Source organism: Solibacillus sp. FSL R7-0682 (assembly GCF_038005985.1).
Classification (GTDB): domain Bacteria; phylum Bacillota; class Bacilli; order Bacillales_A; family Planococcaceae; genus Solibacillus.
On the sequence record NZ_JBBOUI010000001.1, the window covers coordinates 2,803,255 to 2,821,393 of the forward strand.

22 protein-coding genes and 2 riboswitches are annotated in these 18,139 nt (G+C 36.3%); of the genes, 4 read left to right on the forward strand and 18 right to left on the reverse strand.

What is annotated here, in order from left to right:
* Positions 1 to 36: 36 nt before the first annotated feature.
* Positions 37 to 543 carry a hypothetical protein gene (locus MKZ17_RS14250; protein ID WP_340724394.1) on the forward strand — a complete coding sequence of 169 codons (507 nt, stop codon included), beginning with the start codon at positions 37 to 39 and terminating at the stop codon, positions 541 to 543.
* Positions 544 to 620: 77 nt separating this feature from the next.
* Here MKZ17_RS14250 and MKZ17_RS14255 read toward each other — a convergent pair whose 3' ends face one another.
* Both MKZ17_RS14255 and MKZ17_RS14260 read right to left on the reverse strand, forming a co-directional pair.
* A complete protein-coding gene (locus MKZ17_RS14255; protein WP_340724395.1) occupies positions 621 to 1,691 on the reverse strand; it encodes a branched-chain amino acid aminotransferase in 1,071 nt (356 codons plus the stop codon).
* Between the two features lie 120 nt (positions 1,692 to 1,811).
* Complete coding sequence (locus tag MKZ17_RS14260; protein WP_340724396.1) at positions 1,812 to 2,144, reverse strand: hypothetical protein; 333 nt, start codon at positions 2,142 to 2,144, stop codon at positions 1,812 to 1,814.
* A 231-nt stretch (positions 2,145 to 2,375) separates the two neighbouring features.
* Here MKZ17_RS14260 and MKZ17_RS14265 point away from each other — a divergent pair, with 231 nt between their 5' ends.
* Both MKZ17_RS14265 and MKZ17_RS14270 read left to right on the forward strand, forming a co-directional pair.
* Positions 2,376 to 2,693: a hypothetical protein gene (locus MKZ17_RS14265; protein ID WP_340724397.1), complete on the forward strand. Its 318-nt coding sequence runs from the start codon at positions 2,376 to 2,378 to the stop codon at positions 2,691 to 2,693.
* An 11-nt stretch (positions 2,694 to 2,704) separates the two neighbouring features.
* Positions 2,705 to 3,538, forward strand: coding sequence for an IS3 family transposase (locus MKZ17_RS14270; protein WP_340724398.1), 834 nt, complete (start codon positions 2,705 to 2,707; stop codon positions 3,536 to 3,538).
* Positions 3,539 to 3,761: 223 nt separating this feature from the next.
* Here the strand turns inward: MKZ17_RS14270 and MKZ17_RS14275 are convergent, their stop codons facing one another.
* The 13 genes from MKZ17_RS14275 to MKZ17_RS14335 form a co-directional block, all read right to left on the reverse strand.
* The gene (locus tag MKZ17_RS14275) at positions 3,762 to 4,799 is read right to left on the reverse strand and encodes a ribonucleotide-diphosphate reductase subunit beta (RefSeq protein WP_340724399.1); all 1,038 of its coding nucleotides are present in this window, start codon (positions 4,797 to 4,799) and stop codon (positions 3,762 to 3,764) included.
* Positions 4,800 to 4,811: 12 nt separating this feature from the next.
* On the reverse strand, positions 4,812 to 7,019 hold the full coding sequence (locus tag MKZ17_RS14280; RefSeq protein ID WP_340724400.1) for a ribonucleoside-diphosphate reductase subunit alpha: 2,208 nt from the start codon (positions 7,017 to 7,019) through the stop codon (positions 4,812 to 4,814).
* A gap of 299 nt (positions 7,020 to 7,318) precedes the next feature.
* Positions 7,319 to 7,497, reverse strand: a riboswitch (cobalamin riboswitch).
* Positions 7,498 to 7,561: 64 nt separating this feature from the next.
* The gene (locus MKZ17_RS14285) at positions 7,562 to 8,230 is read right to left on the reverse strand and encodes a hypothetical protein (protein WP_340724401.1); all 669 of its coding nucleotides are present in this window, start codon (positions 8,228 to 8,230) and stop codon (positions 7,562 to 7,564) included.
* Positions 8,227 to 8,718, reverse strand: coding sequence for an ECF transporter S component (locus MKZ17_RS14290; protein ID WP_340724402.1), 492 nt, complete (start codon positions 8,716 to 8,718; stop codon positions 8,227 to 8,229). The genes MKZ17_RS14285 and MKZ17_RS14290 overlap by 4 nt, the downstream gene beginning before the upstream one ends.
* A gap of 4 nt (positions 8,719 to 8,722) precedes the next feature.
* Entirely contained in the window at positions 8,723 to 9,139 is a 417-nt protein-coding gene (locus tag MKZ17_RS14295; protein ID WP_340724403.1) for a bifunctional adenosylcobinamide kinase/adenosylcobinamide-phosphate guanylyltransferase, read from the reverse strand.
* A complete protein-coding gene (locus MKZ17_RS14300; protein WP_340724404.1) occupies positions 9,091 to 9,693 on the reverse strand; it encodes a histidine phosphatase family protein in 603 nt (200 codons plus the stop codon). The genes MKZ17_RS14295 and MKZ17_RS14300 overlap by 49 nt, the downstream gene beginning before the upstream one ends.
* A complete protein-coding gene (gene cobS / locus MKZ17_RS14305) occupies positions 9,666 to 10,439 on the reverse strand; it encodes an adenosylcobinamide-GDP ribazoletransferase (protein WP_340724405.1) in 774 nt (257 codons plus the stop codon). Before cobS ends, MKZ17_RS14300 begins: the two co-directional genes overlap by 28 nt.
* A gap of 12 nt (positions 10,440 to 10,451) precedes the next feature.
* Positions 10,452 to 10,994: a bifunctional adenosylcobinamide kinase/adenosylcobinamide-phosphate guanylyltransferase gene (locus tag MKZ17_RS14310; RefSeq protein ID WP_340724406.1), complete on the reverse strand. Its 543-nt coding sequence runs from the start codon at positions 10,992 to 10,994 to the stop codon at positions 10,452 to 10,454.
* A gap of 72 nt (positions 10,995 to 11,066) precedes the next feature.
* The gene (locus MKZ17_RS14315) at positions 11,067 to 12,026 is read right to left on the reverse strand and encodes an ABC transporter substrate-binding protein (protein ID WP_340724407.1); all 960 of its coding nucleotides are present in this window, start codon (positions 12,024 to 12,026) and stop codon (positions 11,067 to 11,069) included.
* A complete protein-coding gene (locus MKZ17_RS14320; RefSeq protein ID WP_340724408.1) occupies positions 12,016 to 12,570 on the reverse strand; it encodes a hypothetical protein in 555 nt (184 codons plus the stop codon). The genes MKZ17_RS14315 and MKZ17_RS14320 overlap by 11 nt, the downstream gene beginning before the upstream one ends.
* Before the next feature lie 159 nt (positions 12,571 to 12,729).
* Positions 12,730 to 12,925, reverse strand: a riboswitch (cobalamin riboswitch).
* 92 nt (positions 12,926 to 13,017) lie between these two features.
* Positions 13,018 to 13,428, reverse strand: coding sequence for a Fur family transcriptional regulator (locus MKZ17_RS14325; protein ID WP_340724409.1), 411 nt, complete (start codon positions 13,426 to 13,428; stop codon positions 13,018 to 13,020).
* Entirely contained in the window at positions 13,425 to 14,291 is an 867-nt protein-coding gene (locus MKZ17_RS14330) for a metal ABC transporter permease (protein WP_340724410.1), read from the reverse strand. The genes MKZ17_RS14325 and MKZ17_RS14330 overlap by 4 nt, the downstream gene beginning before the upstream one ends.
* A gap of 15 nt (positions 14,292 to 14,306) precedes the next feature.
* Entirely contained in the window at positions 14,307 to 15,053 is a 747-nt protein-coding gene (locus tag MKZ17_RS14335; protein ID WP_340724411.1) for a metal ABC transporter ATP-binding protein, read from the reverse strand.
* 110 nt (positions 15,054 to 15,163) lie between these two features.
* On the opposite strand from MKZ17_RS14335, the gene MKZ17_RS14340 reads away from it, so the two are divergent.
* Positions 15,164 to 15,397, forward strand: coding sequence for an isopropylmalate synthase (locus tag MKZ17_RS14340; protein ID WP_340724412.1), 234 nt, complete (start codon positions 15,164 to 15,166; stop codon positions 15,395 to 15,397).
* A 55-nt stretch (positions 15,398 to 15,452) separates the two neighbouring features.
* Here the strand turns inward: MKZ17_RS14340 and MKZ17_RS14345 are convergent, their stop codons facing one another.
* The 3 genes from MKZ17_RS14345 to dacB all read right to left on the reverse strand — a co-directional run bounded on the left by MKZ17_RS14345 (position 15,453) and on the right by dacB (position 18,016).
* Entirely contained in the window at positions 15,453 to 15,782 is a 330-nt protein-coding gene (locus MKZ17_RS14345) for a MerR family transcriptional regulator (RefSeq protein WP_340724413.1), read from the reverse strand.
* Between the two features lie 160 nt (positions 15,783 to 15,942).
* Entirely contained in the window at positions 15,943 to 16,548 is a 606-nt protein-coding gene (locus tag MKZ17_RS14350; RefSeq protein ID WP_340724414.1) for a pyroglutamyl-peptidase I, read from the reverse strand.
* Between the two features lie 46 nt (positions 16,549 to 16,594).
* A complete protein-coding gene (gene dacB / locus MKZ17_RS14355) occupies positions 16,595 to 18,016 on the reverse strand; it encodes a D-alanyl-D-alanine carboxypeptidase/D-alanyl-D-alanine endopeptidase (RefSeq protein WP_340724415.1) in 1,422 nt (473 codons plus the stop codon).
* Positions 18,017 to 18,139: the final 123 nt, after the last annotated feature.

The window sequence follows — 18,139 nt, forward strand, 5'->3', positions numbered from 1 at the left end:
TTATGTCATTTCGTATATGTCTTGAAGTTTTACAAAATGAAGCGATACGTTTTTAAAATATGCGTTTGGGAGGTGTCGTTCATTAATAAGATGAAGAGTGTACTTGGATTATTGTTAATCGCTATGCTTGCCGTCCTATTAATAGGCTGCAACAATAGCAAAGGCGAATTAAGGAAAGAGGAATGGGTGCAAAGCTCTTTATTTAAGTCAGGTAGTTTTTCGATGATTGGTGTGAAAAGTAAAATTGGATTTATTTATGAGGATAAAGATGAATTACGCTTTTATCCAAATAAGGCACAAAAATATATGTGGCATGTATGGTTGGACGATCAAACAAACGCGAAATTAACTGTAAAGGCAATTTATCAAAATACGAATGAAGAAGTGTTAATAATCGACAATCAAGTTTTAGGTGGCCCTAATAATGGAGCAGATGCTCACCTTCCATCACTCATCTCATTACCACATAGCGGAATGTGGAAGTTGGATACTTATATTGATGGCGAATATTTTGAATCCATCTATGTAAAGGTACATGAATAATAACACCAAAAAGGTAAGCAATCTTTTTTACAGATTTGCTTACCTTTTTCACGTAATCTTTATAGTGCTATTTTACCTTATAACTTAATTGTCCAACCAAATGGATCCTCTATTTTTCCGTATTGAATACTTGTTAAAGTATCATAAAGCATTTGCGTCACTTCACCAATTTCACCGTTGTTTACTTTAATGATTTCATCAAGCCATTTTAGCTCCCCAACTGGAGATATGACTGCAGCTGTACCTGTACCAAATGCTTCTTCTAGCGAACCATTTTTCGCTGCTTCTACAATTTCAGCAAACTCAATTGCACGCTCTTCAACTGGAATATTTTTCGATTTCAACACTTGAATCATTGAGTCACGTGTAATACCTGGCAGAATACTCCCGTTTAGTGCAGGTGTTACAACCTTGCCTGCAATTTTAAAGAAAATATTCATACTACCAACTTCTTCAACATATTTATTTTCTTTTCCATCTAGCCATAACGTTTGAGAGTAACCTTGCTTCGCAGCTATTTCTGAGCCTTTTAAGCTTGAGGCATAATTCCCAGCTGTTTTCGCTTCACCTGTGCCTCCAACTACTGCACGTACGTAGTGCTGCTCTACAAGAATTTTGACTGGATTAATTCCCTCTTTATAATAAGAACCAACCGGTGACATAATAATGATAAATTTATAATTTTTTGACGGATTAACTCCTAAGTAAGGTTCAGTAGCGATAATAAATGGTCGAATGTATAAAGAAGTTCCTGGCGCAGTTGGTACCCACTCACGATCGACTTGGATGAGTTGCTTTAATGCTTCAAGCGCGAACTCTTCATCAATTGCAGGAATACATAATCGTTCATTCGAAGCATTTAATCTTTTAAAATTACGGGCAGGTCGGAATAAAATGATTTCTCCGTTTTCAGCGGCATATGCTTTTAAGCCTTCAAAAACAGCTTGCCCATAATGGAATACCATCGCGGCAGGATTTAATTCAATTGGCGCGTAAGGGGTAATCGTAGCATTATGCCATCCCTTGCCTTCTACATAATCCATAACAAACATATGGTCAGTAAATACTTGACCAAAACCAAGCTGTTCAGCAGATATTTTTTGTTTTTTTGATGTTGCTAACTCCGTAGCAATTTGAATTGTTGTCATAATAAATGCTCCTTAACAAAATAAAATTGATACATTCTATCATACCACTTTATTTTTAGAAAATTTATAATTTTTTAATTTTAAATAAAAAATTTATTTATTGAGCTAATATCTGAATAATTATAGCTTATCGAATATAAACAAATTAAAGTATCCAATTAGCCCAATTCCGATCACTATATTTAAGTTGATTGGAACAAATTTATGTAAGTGAATATGAAACATCTCGAAAATAATACGATACATATAGTAAAAAATAGATACACAAATAACAAAGAATAATGGAATACCCGTACTTAAAATTATTTTTCCTGTTACACTAATATCACCCGGTGGTATATCTGCTGCAGTAAAACGAACTCCTGCAATAAACATCCATAATAGCCAATAAAATAGATATGTAGTACCTATAGTAATTGAAATATAAGTGGTATATGCCACTGCTTTTTTCATAATTTATTCCCCTTCATTTTTAAATAGCCTTCCATCCCCTACAATAACAAAAACAAGCGTACACGGCACATAAATTAATTCCATCTATTGCAAAGAGGCTGGGTCAAAACCAAAACATCATTTTTCTCGAGTGAGAAAAAAGGACTAACCTAATTTTATAAGACAACATAAAACACCACTAAAATGGGTATGTATGTAATACATGCTTAATCATTTTGGAGGTGTTTTTTTATGACAAGAGTAAGTTATTCTTCAGATATTAAATGGTCGGTTATAAAAGATAAATTAGCAGGTAAATTAACGACAAAAGAAATTTTGGCGAAATATAACATTAAACATCGCTCTCAAATTAATACATGGATGCGGTGGTACAAAAATAATGAACTTTACCGATTCGATCAACCTGTAGGCAAGCAGTATAGTTATGGACAAGGGCCTGAAGGGAAAAGCGAACAAGAAATGAAAGACCGCAAAATGATGCATCTAGAAATGGAAAATGAAATCCTAAAAAAGTTTTTGGCCATCAAAAAGGAGTTGAACGGCAAGTAGTTTTACAAACTGTGGAGAATCTGCGTAAGAAATATACAGTCACATGTATTTTAAAGGTGCTAGGGATTCCTCGTGCAACCTATTATCGTTGGATGAAAGAAGGAATCCGAGGATTTTCAGCCATTGAAACAGTACTGATTGAGCTATGTAAAAAAACGAAATATCGTTACGGTCATCGTAAGATAAGATATTTACTTCAAAAAGAATATGGTTATCAATTGAATCGCAATACGGTACAAAAGCTGATGCAAAAGCACAACCTACAATGTCGGGTGAAAAAGAAACGAAAATTTAAAATAGACCAAGGGCCAGAAATCATTGCCCCTAATTTATTAGCACGCTGTTTTACAGCTACGGCACCCAATGAAAAGTGGGTAACAGATATAACGTACATTCAATATGGTTCTACAACGATGTATTTGGCAACGATTTTAGATTTGTTTAACAATGAGATTGTCGCATATAAATTATATGACCATCAACAAACACCACTTGTGATGGATGTGTTAAAGGCGGCTTTAGAAGAAAGAAATTATCCAAAAGGAATCCTTGTCCATTCAGACCAAGGAAGTGTGTATACATCGTATGCCTATCAAAATTTTTTAGAGGAAATGAATTGTCGAGCAAGTATGTCACGACGAGGAAACTGTTGGGATAATGCGGTGATTGAGTCATTTCATTCACATATTAAAAGCGAAGCATTTTTACGTGTGAAAGCTCATTCACTAACGAACGATGAAACGAAATTACGTGTAGCAGCATACATGTTCGAGTATAATCAAGAACGTATACAAGAAAAATTAGGCTACTTAACTCCCCTTGAATATGGAAAGCAAGTAGCTTAATTAGGTGTTTTATGTGTGTCTCAAATGACTAGGTCAGTTCAAAATGATGTTTTTTTGTAATTGGTTTCCGTTGCGGAGACGCTTTCCGGGGGTGTTGCCTGAGCCTGTAGTTTCAGGTGTCACCCCTCCACTACAACCAATTTATTAAGTATCCAATTTTTAATACTGTATTTTACCGTAAATAGAGAAATTTTTACTTCTGTCCCATCCTCAACGCAAATTTTTATAAATCGTCAAAGCCGTTATCTTCCACATTAATTTTTGTATATTGACGTGAGCGTTGTTCAAAGAAATCTGTTTTGCCTAAATCTACTTCCTCATAGGCAACGATCCATTTCATTGGATTTTTACGGTAACCTTCATATGGACGTCCATGCCCTAATTGATTGCACCGAACATTTGCATAAAAGTAAATATATGCTTCTACATCCTCTACATCAAGACCATCAATTTTTTCACCAATAACTTCACGAGCCCAGTTTACTTCTAGCTCTGCAGCTTCTTTGAAGATTGCTTGAACTTCCTGTTCCCACTTAGGCGAATTGTATTCTGGATATTCCTCCAATATTTCTTTATAGATCTTTACAAATAAATCAACATGTAGCTGTTCATCACGATTAATATAATTAATCATTGTACTTGTCGCAACCATCTTCTGCTTGCGTGCTAGGTGATAAAAGAACGCAAAGCCAGAATAGAAGAAAAGTCCCTCTAAAATAACATCATACACTATTGCACGTAACATATTCTCTACAGTAGGATTTTCTGAAAAGTCAATGTAGCCCTTTACGACAAAGTCATTTCGCTTTTGTAGCACTGGTTCCGTTCGCCAAAAATCAAAGGTTTTATCTTGTACATCTTTTGTTACAATACTTGAAAGAATGTAGGAATAGGAGTGATTATGAATAACTTCCTGCTGCGCTAAAATAATCATCAATGCACTTAAGCTTGAGTCCGTTAAATAATCTGCTACCTTCCCGGCAAAGTCTGTTTGAATACTATCTAATAATGCAAGTAAGCCAATAATTTTTAAAAATGAATCTTGCTCTTCCTTTGTTAATTCAGGAAATTGCTTTACATCCGTACTCATATTTATTTCAAAGGGAGTCCAAAAATTGGCGAGCATTTTTTTGTACTTCGGATAGGCCCAGCTGAAACGAACATCATCCCAGTTTAAAATATTGGAGCTTTGCCCATTAATAATCCCCGTTGAACGGTTTGGTGCTGTTTTTTCCATTAGGTTTCTTTTCGTAACTTGCATCCCATTTCCCCCTTAACTTGAGCATGATTCACATTCAAGTAGTTCGCTTGAAGTTGAACGAACATAATATGTCGTTTTAATTCCATTAGCCCATGCATCTATATGAAGCTGTAATAAATCTTTTGCTTTAATTGTATTTTGAACATATAAATTAAGCGATATCCCTTGATCAATATGCTTACTACGTGCAGCATTTTGCTTTAAAGTCCATCGTTGATCAATGAAGTAAGCTGATTTATAGTACCATGTTGTTTTTGAATTTAAGTCTGGCACTGTTACTGGAATTTTGTAATCCTTCTTTTCTTCAGAATAAGATTTTTGGAAAATCGGGTCAATTGTAGCGGTAGAACCAGCTAAAATAGATGTTGAGGAATTCGGTGCCACAGCCATTAAATAACCATTTCGCAAGCCTCCTGCTGAGACAAGCTGTGCTAATTCATGCCATCTTCCTTCCGTTAATCCACGCTCCTCAAAATAGGCACCTGTTTGCCAATCAGACCCTTTAAATAACGGGTATGAGCCTTTTTCCTGAGCAAGAGCATTCGAAGCCCGTATCGTTAAATAAGCAATTTCTTCATATAGCTTATCTGCAAATTGAACGGCCTCTTCTGTTTCCCAGGCAATTTCATGTAGCGCTAATAAATGATGCCATCCAAATGTACCTAGACCAATTCCGCGATAACGTTTGTTTGTTAAATCTGCTTGCAGAACTGGAATGGTATTTAGCTCTATGACATTATCAAGCATGCGGACTTGAATCGGTATTAAACGCTCAAGCACACCCGCTGGTACTGCACGCCCTAAGTTGATAGAACTTAAGTTACATACAACAAAATCCCCTGCTTTACGACGCGTCACGATTGTATCATCATCTAGTTGCTGTGACTCGAATTGTGTAGCACTCATATTTTGAGCAATTTCTGTACACAGATTACTCGAATAGATCATACCAGCATGCTTGTTTGGATTTTTACGATTGACTTCATCTCGGTAAAACATAAATGGTACGCCTGTTTCCAATTGACTACGCATAATGCGCTTCATAATTTCAATTGCTGGAATAACTTCCCGTGATAAAGCTTCATTCGCTACACATTGTTCGTATCTTTCGCGGAATGATCCTTGTCCACGCTTCTCATCATAAAAATCCTCTAAAGAAAAGCCCATTACTTTACGTACTTCATATGGATCAAATAAATGCCAATCATTACGTGCTTCTACCGCCTCCATAAAAATATCAGGTAAGCATACGCCTGTAAAAATATCATGTGCACGAAGACGTTCATCTCCATTGTTTAAGCGTAAATCTAAAAACGTTAAAATATCACGGTGCCATACATCTAAGTAGACAGCAATTGCCCCTTGACGTTGTCCTAATTGATCAACAGATACTGCTGTGTTATTTAATTGCTTAATCCATGGTAGCACCCCACTTGAAGCACCTTTATAGCCACGGATTTCAGAGCCTCGACTGCGCACTTTCCCCATATAAACACCAATACCACCGCCGTATTTTGAAAGCGTTGCAACATCAGTATTTGTATCATATATACTTTGAAGACTATCATCGACCGTATCAATGAAACAGCTCGATAATTGGCCATGCGTTTTACCTGCGTTTGATAAAGTCGGTGTCGCAACAGTCATATATAAATTGGATAATGCCCAATACGCTTCTTCTACTTTTTGAAGGCGGCTGTCCGTTTCATTCATCATTAACGTCATGGCAATAATTAACCAACGCTGTTGCGGGAGCTCTGCAATCGATTTGTCAAAATCACGAACAACATAACGGTCTACTAACGTACGTAAGCCGATATACGTAAATAGATCATCTCTTGAAGGTTCAATAATTGTTCCTAATAATTGACGCTCTGCTGCCGAGTATTTTTCCACTAGTTGTGGATTTAATAATCCTTTATCTACAAGATGTAAAATCCAGTCATTAAAGTTTGCATAAGGCTTTTCCACATTAAATTTTTCCATATACTGAATAGAAATTTTCTCATTTAACAGTTTTGCAGCAACATATGTCCAATACGGCTCTTGTTCATCGATATAGCTTATCGTTTCTAAAATACTTGCATCTATCCATTCAATAACAGATGCCCCTTCATTTTTCCTCATCCATTTTTGTGAGAAGCGAATAAATTGTTCTAAATCCTCCTCACCGAATTGATTCACTAAGTTTTGCAAGTAATTTTCTTGTACAGCTATCATGACAACACTCCTCTTCAAAAATCAAATCCACCTCGGCATTATTTTTGTACGTTTGGCGTTATACTTTCATAAAGTACGAGTACTCCATTCCAAATCGTATAAATCGCCTGAGGTTTTACTACTTTCAGTGTCAGTTGAAATCATTCATCAACCCTTACAATGTAGATTTCTACTTGAAAGAAATAAAAAAACGAACCCCATTCATTCGGAGTTCGTAGTATGTACGTATTAGAAATGGAAAGAGAGTTATTGCCTAGGAAATAGAGCTCTCGCTTCCATTTCCTATCCCCCGAAGAAATGCATTGCATATTTACATGGCAGGTCTCCTGGCTTCGCTTCATCCTTCTGATTCCCCTTCCCGTTTTTAGACAGTGGGCTATGAATCATCGTCAGCGTTACAGTTGCGGGGACAGCATCAGCATTGAACTGATTTCCCTTTTAATCTACATATTGTAGAACCAAATAAATAACGACACTATATATTGTGTTTTTTATTAACTGTTGTCATTGTATCATAGCTAATTTTTTAAGGCAACTACTGTTTATTCTTTTATAATTTCTGTGATTGGAGCCGAGATTTGCTGTGAAAACTGCTCTACATGTTGCTCTAACACGGCTACAAGTACTGCACAGGATGGTCCAGCAGACGTATGCAAATCCAACTCACAAAAGTAATTTCCACCAATAAAACGCGTTATTTCTGCCCCAATTCCTTTTGATCCAGTTGGCCATATTGCTTGTATCCACCCCTCTGTTAGCCCTTGATATAACTCATTTAATTGTGCAATTTGTTGCGGATTTTCAATAACTTCATTGCCGACTAGAGGCTGTCCAATGACAAAGTAGTGACAATTATTAATTGTACGTGAAATAATTTTTTCACCAATCATTGTCAGTGAAACAGCAGATTGAAGTGCATTAAAATTCGTTTCACTTGAACCGATGATTGGCGGACATGGAATTCCAATTTCCCCGAATACGCGTCGGATACCTTGCTCGTATTCCATCCAAACATGATCACCAGAAAAATTCGCCATTAATAGTTGGATTGGCATCGCTCCAGCACACCATTGCTCTAAAATAGCAGTTCTTGTAGTAAAATAAGCCGTTATCTCATTTGGCACTTGTACTGCATCAAGCTCCTTATTACCAATACACCCTGAGTTATCAATCGTTACGATTAACCCATTTACCTCTACCCCATTTCTCATGATTGAACGCCTGATCTTATCATCACAGTTTTAAGAACGGGCATCACGATTATCGCAACTACTACATTTATAATTGTTGCAACAGTTAATGACGCAATTGATCCAATGTAAAATTCAGGTGAAATGAGAAAATAAAATGGAAGTGGTGCAATGATGCCATTTGCTACTATCATAAATGACCATTTTAATAGATGTTGACCTTTTCGATGTAATACTGTAAATAAAGTAATGATAATAAACATTTCTAGTGCAATAATTCCGTGGAATACACCAAGTGGGAAGCCAGAAGTCAACCCTGTAGCAATATGTCCAATTGCCCCTGCTGCTCCTGCAAAAATAGGTGGTAAAAATGCAGCACCAATCATAGCAGGTGCTGAATCAAGTGCAGCCGTAGTAATAAAGCCTGGTACTTTCACAAAGCTACCTATAACACAAATTGCTGCGACAAAAGCTGTTAACGTCATATATCGTAATTTATTTTTATCCATGTTCCTACTGCTCTCCTTTTAAATATTGAGGGATACCGTACCATACGCGAATTACCGTATTCGCGTTTTGGCATAATTGTTGATAAACTCTTCCACACGTATCTCGTAGTTGTCTCGCCTCTTTTTCAAGAGGTACTACACCACGACTCATATCTGTACAAATACAAATTATTTCCGTCTGTTTTGATATGGTTAAAATATGGCCAGCAATTTGTGAAGCCACCTCTTCTTCTTTCAAATGGAGATAGGGCTTTACAATTTCCTCGAAGCGTGAAATAACATACCGCTTATTAGTACTTGCTTGGATTATTTCAGGTAAAGAACCATCACAATAAATCGTTTCCTTATTTTCCATCGTGGTAATTAACCGATCTACGTAACTTCGTTTACCGTTATATGCCCCTCCGATAATGACGTACATCTGGCACCTCCTACAAAGTGTTCTATACTATCCCATGCTAATGAATACATTGTACGGTGATTCGCTAGTACTTGTTGAAATATTTGCTCTTCGAAACTTAGCTTTGCCAATAACAGACGGATGACCCCACCATGAACAACAAAAGTATATTCGCCGCCTTGTTTGACAATTTCATACAATGCGTTTAACACTCTTTGTTCGAACATTTGAAAGTCCTCTCCATTCGGTGGCACAATTTTAAAAGGGTGATCAATCCATTGACGATAAATCTCATTATACTTTAATTGATCGTAGGTTTTCATTTCAAAGTCACCAAAATTCAATTCACGTAAAGAAGGCACTGGAATAAATTGTGCCCTTGGAAAGTAACATAAAGAAGTTTGCTTACAACGCTTTAAATCACTTCCATATACAATGTTTGGCTGAATGTTAATGTTGAAATTAGCTTGGACATTCATTAAAATCGATTCATCTGTCCAGCCAATATATTTCCGCTCAACATTGGCAGCTGTTTTTTCATGACGAATTAAATGCAAAACAACACGACTAGCCACAATAAAACCTCCAAACCTTCACCTAATGCGCCTAGCAAATCTCCACTCATTCCGCCAAAATGCTTCGTTGTCCACTTTCGATACAACAAGATAGCTACGATCATAACAATGAATACGATTAGTAAATTTAAAAATTTAAAATAGCACACGAGAATAATAAAAATTGCAGTAAAAATAGTTAAAATAAGCCAAAGCATTTTTGTGATTACTTCACCCTTAAAATATGCTGCTAATCCTGTTTTTTTTGATGTAGGCATCGTTAAAAAATATAATAACATGCCAATGCGTGCAATAAACGGAATAACGGCAATATAAGCAATCACTTCCATTTGCCCTTTTTCAAGCGTTTCAAAAATAAAACCTACTTTTAATAATAATAAGCAAACAACACTTATTACACCAAATGCACCTGTACGAGGATCATCTAATATAGCAAGCCGTTTCTCTTTATCTCCATAAGAAAAAAATGCGTCGCTCATATCGGTCCATCCATCTAAATGAAGCCCACCCGTTAAGACTATCATCCCAACGACAAGTAATATGGCTAGAAGTATATTCGAAAGATTACTAAAGCTCCATATTAGATAAATACCTGTACCTAAAGTACTCCCCATAATAAGACCAATAATTGGTAAGCTTGCATACATCCACGTAACAGATTTTTTATTCATATGTAATTGTTTGTTTACTGGCACTGAGGAGAAAAACTGCCATGCTAAAAAAAATCCAGTCACACTATTTTTCAACTTGCTCACCCCTTATTTCCAACGCTGTACAAGTTGAAATTGTACCTCATACGCTTCTTCACTTTGTTTCACTAGCCATTGATGAAGCCCACCAAGTAATTTACGATATTGATTTACTTCATCGTACTTTGAGGCTGGTTCATCTAGTATTTCATTCGAAACAATAATCATTTTAACACTTCGCTCCTGCCAAAAAAGCAGTTGTTGTTGAAATAAAGCAATTTGCGTATGAATAAACTGTTGTGGGTCTTTTACTCTTTCTGCAGCATACATAACATTTGAAAGCCATGTTGTGACACATTCAAACAATAGTACATCATTTCCCGAAAAGTTTTTTGCATTTTCAGGAAATGCCACTTGCATTTCAATTGTATGCCAATTTAACAATTGATTTTCACGATCCATCCTGTGGCGATGAATGCGTGATTTCATTTCTTCGTCAAATGGAACACCCGTCGCTATATAATGATAGTGCTTGTCTAACCCACATTGCGATATCATCTGTTCCGCTAATGCACTTTTCCCACTTCTTACGCCACCCGTAATAAAAATCAACCAGTCCACCACCTTGTAAACGCTAAAAGAAAGAACAAGCTTCATTAAAAGCCTGTTCCTTTCATTGTAACCTTATTTAAATAATTCTGGGTAGACTGCTTCCGCCATATTTTGAACTGCCTTACCTATACGTGGTGCTGGACGTGACATTATGTCGCCATCTACTAAATAAACTTGTTTATTAGCTACAGCACCTATTTTGTCCCATCCTGCACGACCTAAAATTTCACCAATAGCATCTTCCATATATGTAGCAGGTGATAAAATTACTTCAGGATTTCTTGTGATGACATCTTCTTCCGTAACACTTAACCAGCCAGATTGATCTGCAAATATATTTTCTACACCAGCCGCATCCATAATCTCTTGCTGGAATGTCTCGCTACCTGTTGTCCAAATGTCTGGAGCAGGTGAAACTTCATAGTAAACTTTACGTTTTGTTTCTACAGAAGCTGTTTTTTCCTGAACCTCTTTAATTTGCCCCTGTATTGTAGTTACTACTTCTTGTCCCTTTTCTTCAATTGCCATTACTTCTGATAATTGAATAATATCTGAGTAAACATCATCAAACGATGTAGCGGATGCAATAACGAATACTTTTAAGCCTGCATCTTCAAGCTGTGTAATTTGTGCTTCATCTCCAATTGTATAAGCAACAACGACGTCTGGATTTAACTCAACAATACGTTCTGCATTAATTACTGTAGAAGTTGAAACTCGTTCAATTTTTTGTGCTGCTTCTGGATACGTATCATAGTCCGTAGCACCAACAATTTTATCGCCAACACCTAGTTCAAATAAAATTTCTGTATTACTCGGCTGTAGTGACACAATCGTTTCTGGTACTGCGTCAAACGTCACTTCAATTCCACGGTCATCTACTACCGTATAAGGCCCTTCTACTACTTCCTCTTCTGTATGTTTAGCTGTGTCACCTTTCTGTGTTTCCTTTGCAGAATCCTCTGTTGAATTACATGCAGTTAATAATAACGCTGCCGCTAGTGGTGCGACCCATTTCATCTTAAATTTCATCGTTATTCTCCTTTTTCTTTTTCATCGGGTAGGATTTACTAATAAATGGTGTTTCACTATGCGCATGCTGTTTGTTTAAATAAACCGCCATAACGAAAAATATATTTGCTAGTAATCCTAAAAAATCAAATAAAATTTCAGGTATGTCACGTTCTTCGCTTACTTTATGTAAAGCACGGTATGACTTTTTCGCTTCACTTCGACATATATGAAGTCGAGCAGCACTTTCAACACCTTGTGGTAATAAAAACTGCTGAATCGTGTCTTTAACTTGGCTGACATAAAAGTCATAACGCGCACTTAACCAATTTAAATCGTCTTCTGTAATGGCTAGCTTTCCACGAACCGAACCATTCACATGGTAAGCAAGTGGATGAATGACTTGTAAATCCTGGAGCACTACTTGCCCTTTCTCATCATGCAATATTGTTGGTAACACAGCACCAATCCTTGTCGTTAATGAATCCGTACGTATTTCATAATCGACTAACGAGCTTTTTTCACGCATGAATGGATAGCATGAAAAGCGAATATCTTTTTTCATCTTATTTCCCCCTTAAGATGCTCTATTTCCCCTTGAAACAATTGAAAATGGCAAATAAAAATAGCCATCCAAGACAATGGATGGCTAAAAACGTCATATTATAAAATAATAGAATACGAGTATTCTTTGCCGTACATTCTCTTTAATTCCGAAGAGGGTTGTTACGATTAGAAAAAGATTGGTCTCCTGGCTTGCACTTCGTTTTACTAACAAGTACCTTCCCGCTTAAAAAGCAGTGGTCTATTTACTCGTGTTCATCAGTGCTTACAGTTACGGACATAGCTTCGGATTTACACCGAATTCCCATTTATGCAAAAAGCATCTTTTTCCTGCAAACTTATTCAATTTGTAAATTCACTTTAACATATCCTCTAAATTATGCAAATAGTTTTTCAATACACACAATTTAAATGGATGAAGTAGCGAAATCTTTAATAATTCGTTCACTTACAAACACTCCGGGCATTTCCCATAAATTTCAAATTTATGTGCTTCAACCGCATAGCCTGGAAGCTTCTCTCCTAGCAATTCCATCGGACAAACTGACAATTCCTTCACATTTCCACAATCTCGACAAATAAAATGGTGATGATGATGATCCGATTCACATTGCATACGGAAATTTCGCTCTCCATTAAGCTCTGTTTCTTCTAATATACCTAATTCTACGAATGTTGCTAAGTTACGATAAATTGTATCAAAGCTCATCCCTGGGAAGTCTCTTTTAAGTACAACTAATAGATCACGAGCTGTTAAATATTTATCAGTGGCTGCAAACATATTTAATATTAACTCTCGTTTATCTGTTTTTTTATAGCCTTTATCTTTTAATATTTCCCACGCACGCGTTATATTCACAGTACTTCTTCCCCTTCCGCTTTTGTTGTCATTTTTAAGACAAGTTTTTTACTTACTATAACGAATAATAAAATAACGATTGATGTTACAACAATTGTACCACCTGGTGCTAAGTTTAAGTAAAACGCCGATACAAGTCCAATGATTACCGCTAATTCTCCAAATACAATAGAGTAAATTATCGCTTCTTTAAAGCCGCGTGCTAATCGCATCGCAGCTGCTACTGGTAAAGTCATTAAACTTGAAACAAGTAAAATCCCCACAATACGCATGCTCGCTGCAATGACTAATGCGACGACAACCATAAATAATAAATGGATCCACTTAGCTGGGAGACCACTCGCTTTTGCAAATTCTTCATCGAAGGATAAAACAAATAGTTCTTTAAAGAAAATTAATAAAAATACTACCACTACAATAGCAATTGCAAATACTACATATAAATCCTGTCTAGATACTGCCGATACCGATCCAAATAAATAACTCATTAAATCTGTATTAAAGCCACTTGCAAGAGAAATTAGAATAGCACTAATACCAATACCACCTGACATAATAATCGGAATTGCAAGCTCTTCATAATGCTTATATAGCCTACGTAAGCGCTCAATTAATATAGAGCCACTTACCGATGCGATAATCCCTAAATAAATAGGATTTAGCAACGCTAACCCAACAAACGTTTGACTTAAATATAAGCTCCCAGCAATCCCTGCTAGCGTCACGTGGGATAGTGCATCCGCTATTAAGGATAAGCGGCGTACGACTATAAATACACCAAGTAATGGAGCAATGACCCCTATAATAAGCCCTGAGAAAAAGGCGTTTTGTAAAAATTCATAATTAAATATCGCTTCTATCATTTCTGCCTTCTCCTCTTAATGAATCTTTCGAACAGAATGACCGTACCAGCTTGCCCGCTGCTCTTCAGAAATCGTATCAAAATCATTTTTAAAGCCATGGAAATGGATCGTTTGATTTAAACAAGCAACATGGCTCACTCGATCCGATACCGTATCCACATCATGTGTTACTAAAATTAATGTCATATTATGGTGCGCATTTAAGTGTGCGAGCATATCATAAAATGCTTGCACATTTTCGTGATCAATCCCAACTGTTGGCTCATCTAAAATAAGTAATTTAGGTTGTGCAACTAATGCTCTGGCAATAAATACACGCTGCTGTTGACCACCAGATAATTGTCCTATATTACGTTTTGCATACTGTTCCATACCAACATCCGCTAAAGCACGTCTAACTAATACATCTGCATCTTTTGGTAATCTTTTAAATAGTCCAGCCTTTTTTGTTAAGCCGCTTTTCACCACTTCTTCAACCGTTGCAGGAAAGCCTGAGTTAAAGGCATTGGATTTTTGTGACACATAACCAATCCATTCACGATGGTTGAATTGACTTGCCTGTTCACCAAATAAGTAAATTTCACCTGACATGGGCTTTAACAGCCCTAAAATCAACTTTAATAGTGTCGATTTTCCAGAACCATTTTGCCCTAAAAGTGCTAGAAAATCTCCTTCTTCGACTTTCAATGAAATATTTTTCAGTACTTGCGTATATTCATATTGAAATGACACATTTTTTAGTTCAATTAACGTTTTTTTCATTTCACTCGCTTCTTTCTAATTCAAAATCATTACGATTTACAATTTGATAGTATAAAGGACTTTTATCTATATGTAAAGGAAATAAACTTGAAAGGATGATGAAAATTAGCATGTTAGAGTGGGCTGAAAATCTTCAGAAAATGAATGATAAGCAAGTTCAGCAATTTGCCAAAAAGAAGAAGATTGATTTATCTTTAGAGGAAATAAAAAAATTGCGTAAGATTTTTTCAAAAGCATCGATTACTTGGGGGATTTATGGGATACCAAAAGATGTTTTAAAGGAAGTAGAAGATGTGATTGGACAAAAAAGACTCAATCAGCTTCGAAAAGAAATTGGTATATAATCATTGTTAAAAGACATGATTTGTAATTAAAACAAATCATGTCTTTTTTATTGTATTAAAATAAAAGTATTTCTTCTTGAACAATGGCACGTAAATCTTCATTACGAAATGTTTTCCCACGATATGTACGACTTTCACCTTGACGTTTTAATGCAAACACCTTTTTAATCCCCGCAATATTAATGCCTTGCTCTAAAAGTTCTTGGATTTCTAATAACTCATCTACGTTTTGAAGTGAAAACATACGACGATTTCCGTCAGAGCGAACAGGCTCCACTAGCTCATGCTCCTCATAGTAGCGAATTTGTCTGGCAGTTAAATTTGTAATTTGCATCACTGTTCGTATTGGTAAAATGGGCATTGCCTTTCGATAATCTTTGTTCATATAATTCCCCCGCCTCTCTACTAATAATTTACAACGGATTGACATTATACAACAATAATTTATTAGCTTTTATTACATAGCTTTTTTCGAAGAGTTCTATCGAAAAATGGCATATAGCATTAAAACAACAATGTAAGCTCTTTCATTATGGAATTTTTCATTAATTTTTGACACATTCTTCCAAACATAATTTGATTGCATTAAGTAAATCCCTTGATGACCATCCTGGAATTCGACCATTCGCTATTGCCAATTCGAAAGAAGCAGGAATATGAATAAAACCTGCCACTACATTTTGTGTCAAGTTAGCATAGCGTAGTCCTTCATACATCATGTTATTGCATAAATACGTACCTGCTGAATTAGAAATTGTTGCTGGATAGCCTGCTTCATTTAAACGATTGACCATCGAACGAATGGGTAGGGTTGAAAAGTAAGCCGCCTCTCCACCTTCAACAATCGGTGCGTCTTCAAAAGTTACTCCATTATTATCTTTCTCTCCATCTTTAATATTAATCGCTACTCGTTCTGGCGATATTTTTGTAATACCTGCAGCTAGGCCTAATGAGACAATCATTGCTGGCTTGATGTCCGCTAGTAATGTCTTAAACTGTTCTGGACCCTTCGTAAAGTCAACGCTTAATACACGACCAATTACTTCATATTCTCCAAACACTTCACCATCCAATGCATTAACAATATCCATCGTAGGATTAATTGGATTCGTTAGAAATGGTTCAAACCCTGTTAATAAAAGTTTTTTCATTTTAAAAATCTCCCCTTTAACAATGTCAGGTAAGTATTGCGTCACTTTATAATTGCTTCATAATTGCTGTAACTGCTTTATCAATATTGGCAATACCGTTTGCACGATTTTCAATCATAATTGAGAAAATATATTGTTTCCCGCTTTCTCCCTTCATATAGCCTGAGAGCGCATGTACATTGGATATATATCCTGTTTTAGCAATGACTCTCCCTTGAAGTTGCGTTGATGTAAAACGTTGACGAAGAGTTCCGCCGATGCTCCGCTCCTTATTCCCTGCAACTGGGAGAGACTTATAAAAGGTTTGATAATAAGGTTCACTCTGAATTTCGTACAGTAGCTGTGTAATGCCAATCGATGTCATACGGTTTTGATTGGACAATCCTGAACCATCAACAAAGCGCCAATTGCCCATTGAAATATTTTTGGTTTTACTATAGTCCATCATGACATTTGCACCAGAAGGTAAATCACCAACACCATATTGTTGTTGTCCCATTGCTTTGGCAAAAATATCGCCCATACTGTTATTACTTAACTTCATAAAAACAGAGAACATTTGCGAAAGTGGCTTCGATTCATTTGAAAATACGAGCCTTGCTTGTTCAGGAACTTGTTGTCTTATAATTTTTGACGTTTTATCAAAGCGAATTCCCATATTCATCATCGATGTTTTAATCGCATGAAGTGTGTTAATTGTAGGATTTGGTACAGTCACCCAATCTTTCGATGTACTTCCAACAGGTAGATTCCCTGTTATAACGATTCGATTAGAATTGTAAGAACGTTTAATTGAAATCGTATTTTTTTGACCATTTTTCACAGTTTTTGCTTGATTTGAAACAACCATTCCACTTAAATTAGGCGTTACACCATAGGTAGGCGCTGCACCAACTTTACTCGGAAAAACCGTTACAATTACTGTGCTTGCGTCATAATCCTCGTTTGGTGACATTGTAATGGCTGACGTACGTGCTGCAAAGTAATACGATTCATCCTCCTTCTCCACACCAGGGGAAAGTGTATTTCCGGAGAAAGCACTGTCATCACCAATTAAGTTTCCGGTAACGGAGCGAATCCCCAATTTTTGAAGTGCTCTTGAAAATTCCTGGAAATCAACGTTATTTAGCGTCGGATCCCCACTTCCTTCTATGTAAACATTGCCGAATAATACATTGTTTTCGATTTCACCATCAATGTAAAGATTCGTTTTAAAACGATAATTTACTCCTAATGTTTCCAATGCTGCAGCGCCTGATAATAGCTTTAAATTCGAAGCTGGTCTCATCGCCTTGTTCCCATTATGGGAATAAACAATTTCACCAGTTTTTGCATCGCGAATTGTAACCGCAGCATTATCAACCCCTAAATTTGTTGCAACTGTCGTCTTAATAGAAGAAGCATAGCCTTGTAATGGTAATGCAAATAATAATGTTAGTAGGACGAATAGCTGCGTCAGTTTTTTCATTGTATAACCACCTCTCAATATTCAGAATTTACAATTAATGATTATAACAAAAAATTACATCATTTGCATTATTAAGTACAAATTCAAAAAGCACATTTCCCATATTCATGTGAGAAATGTGCC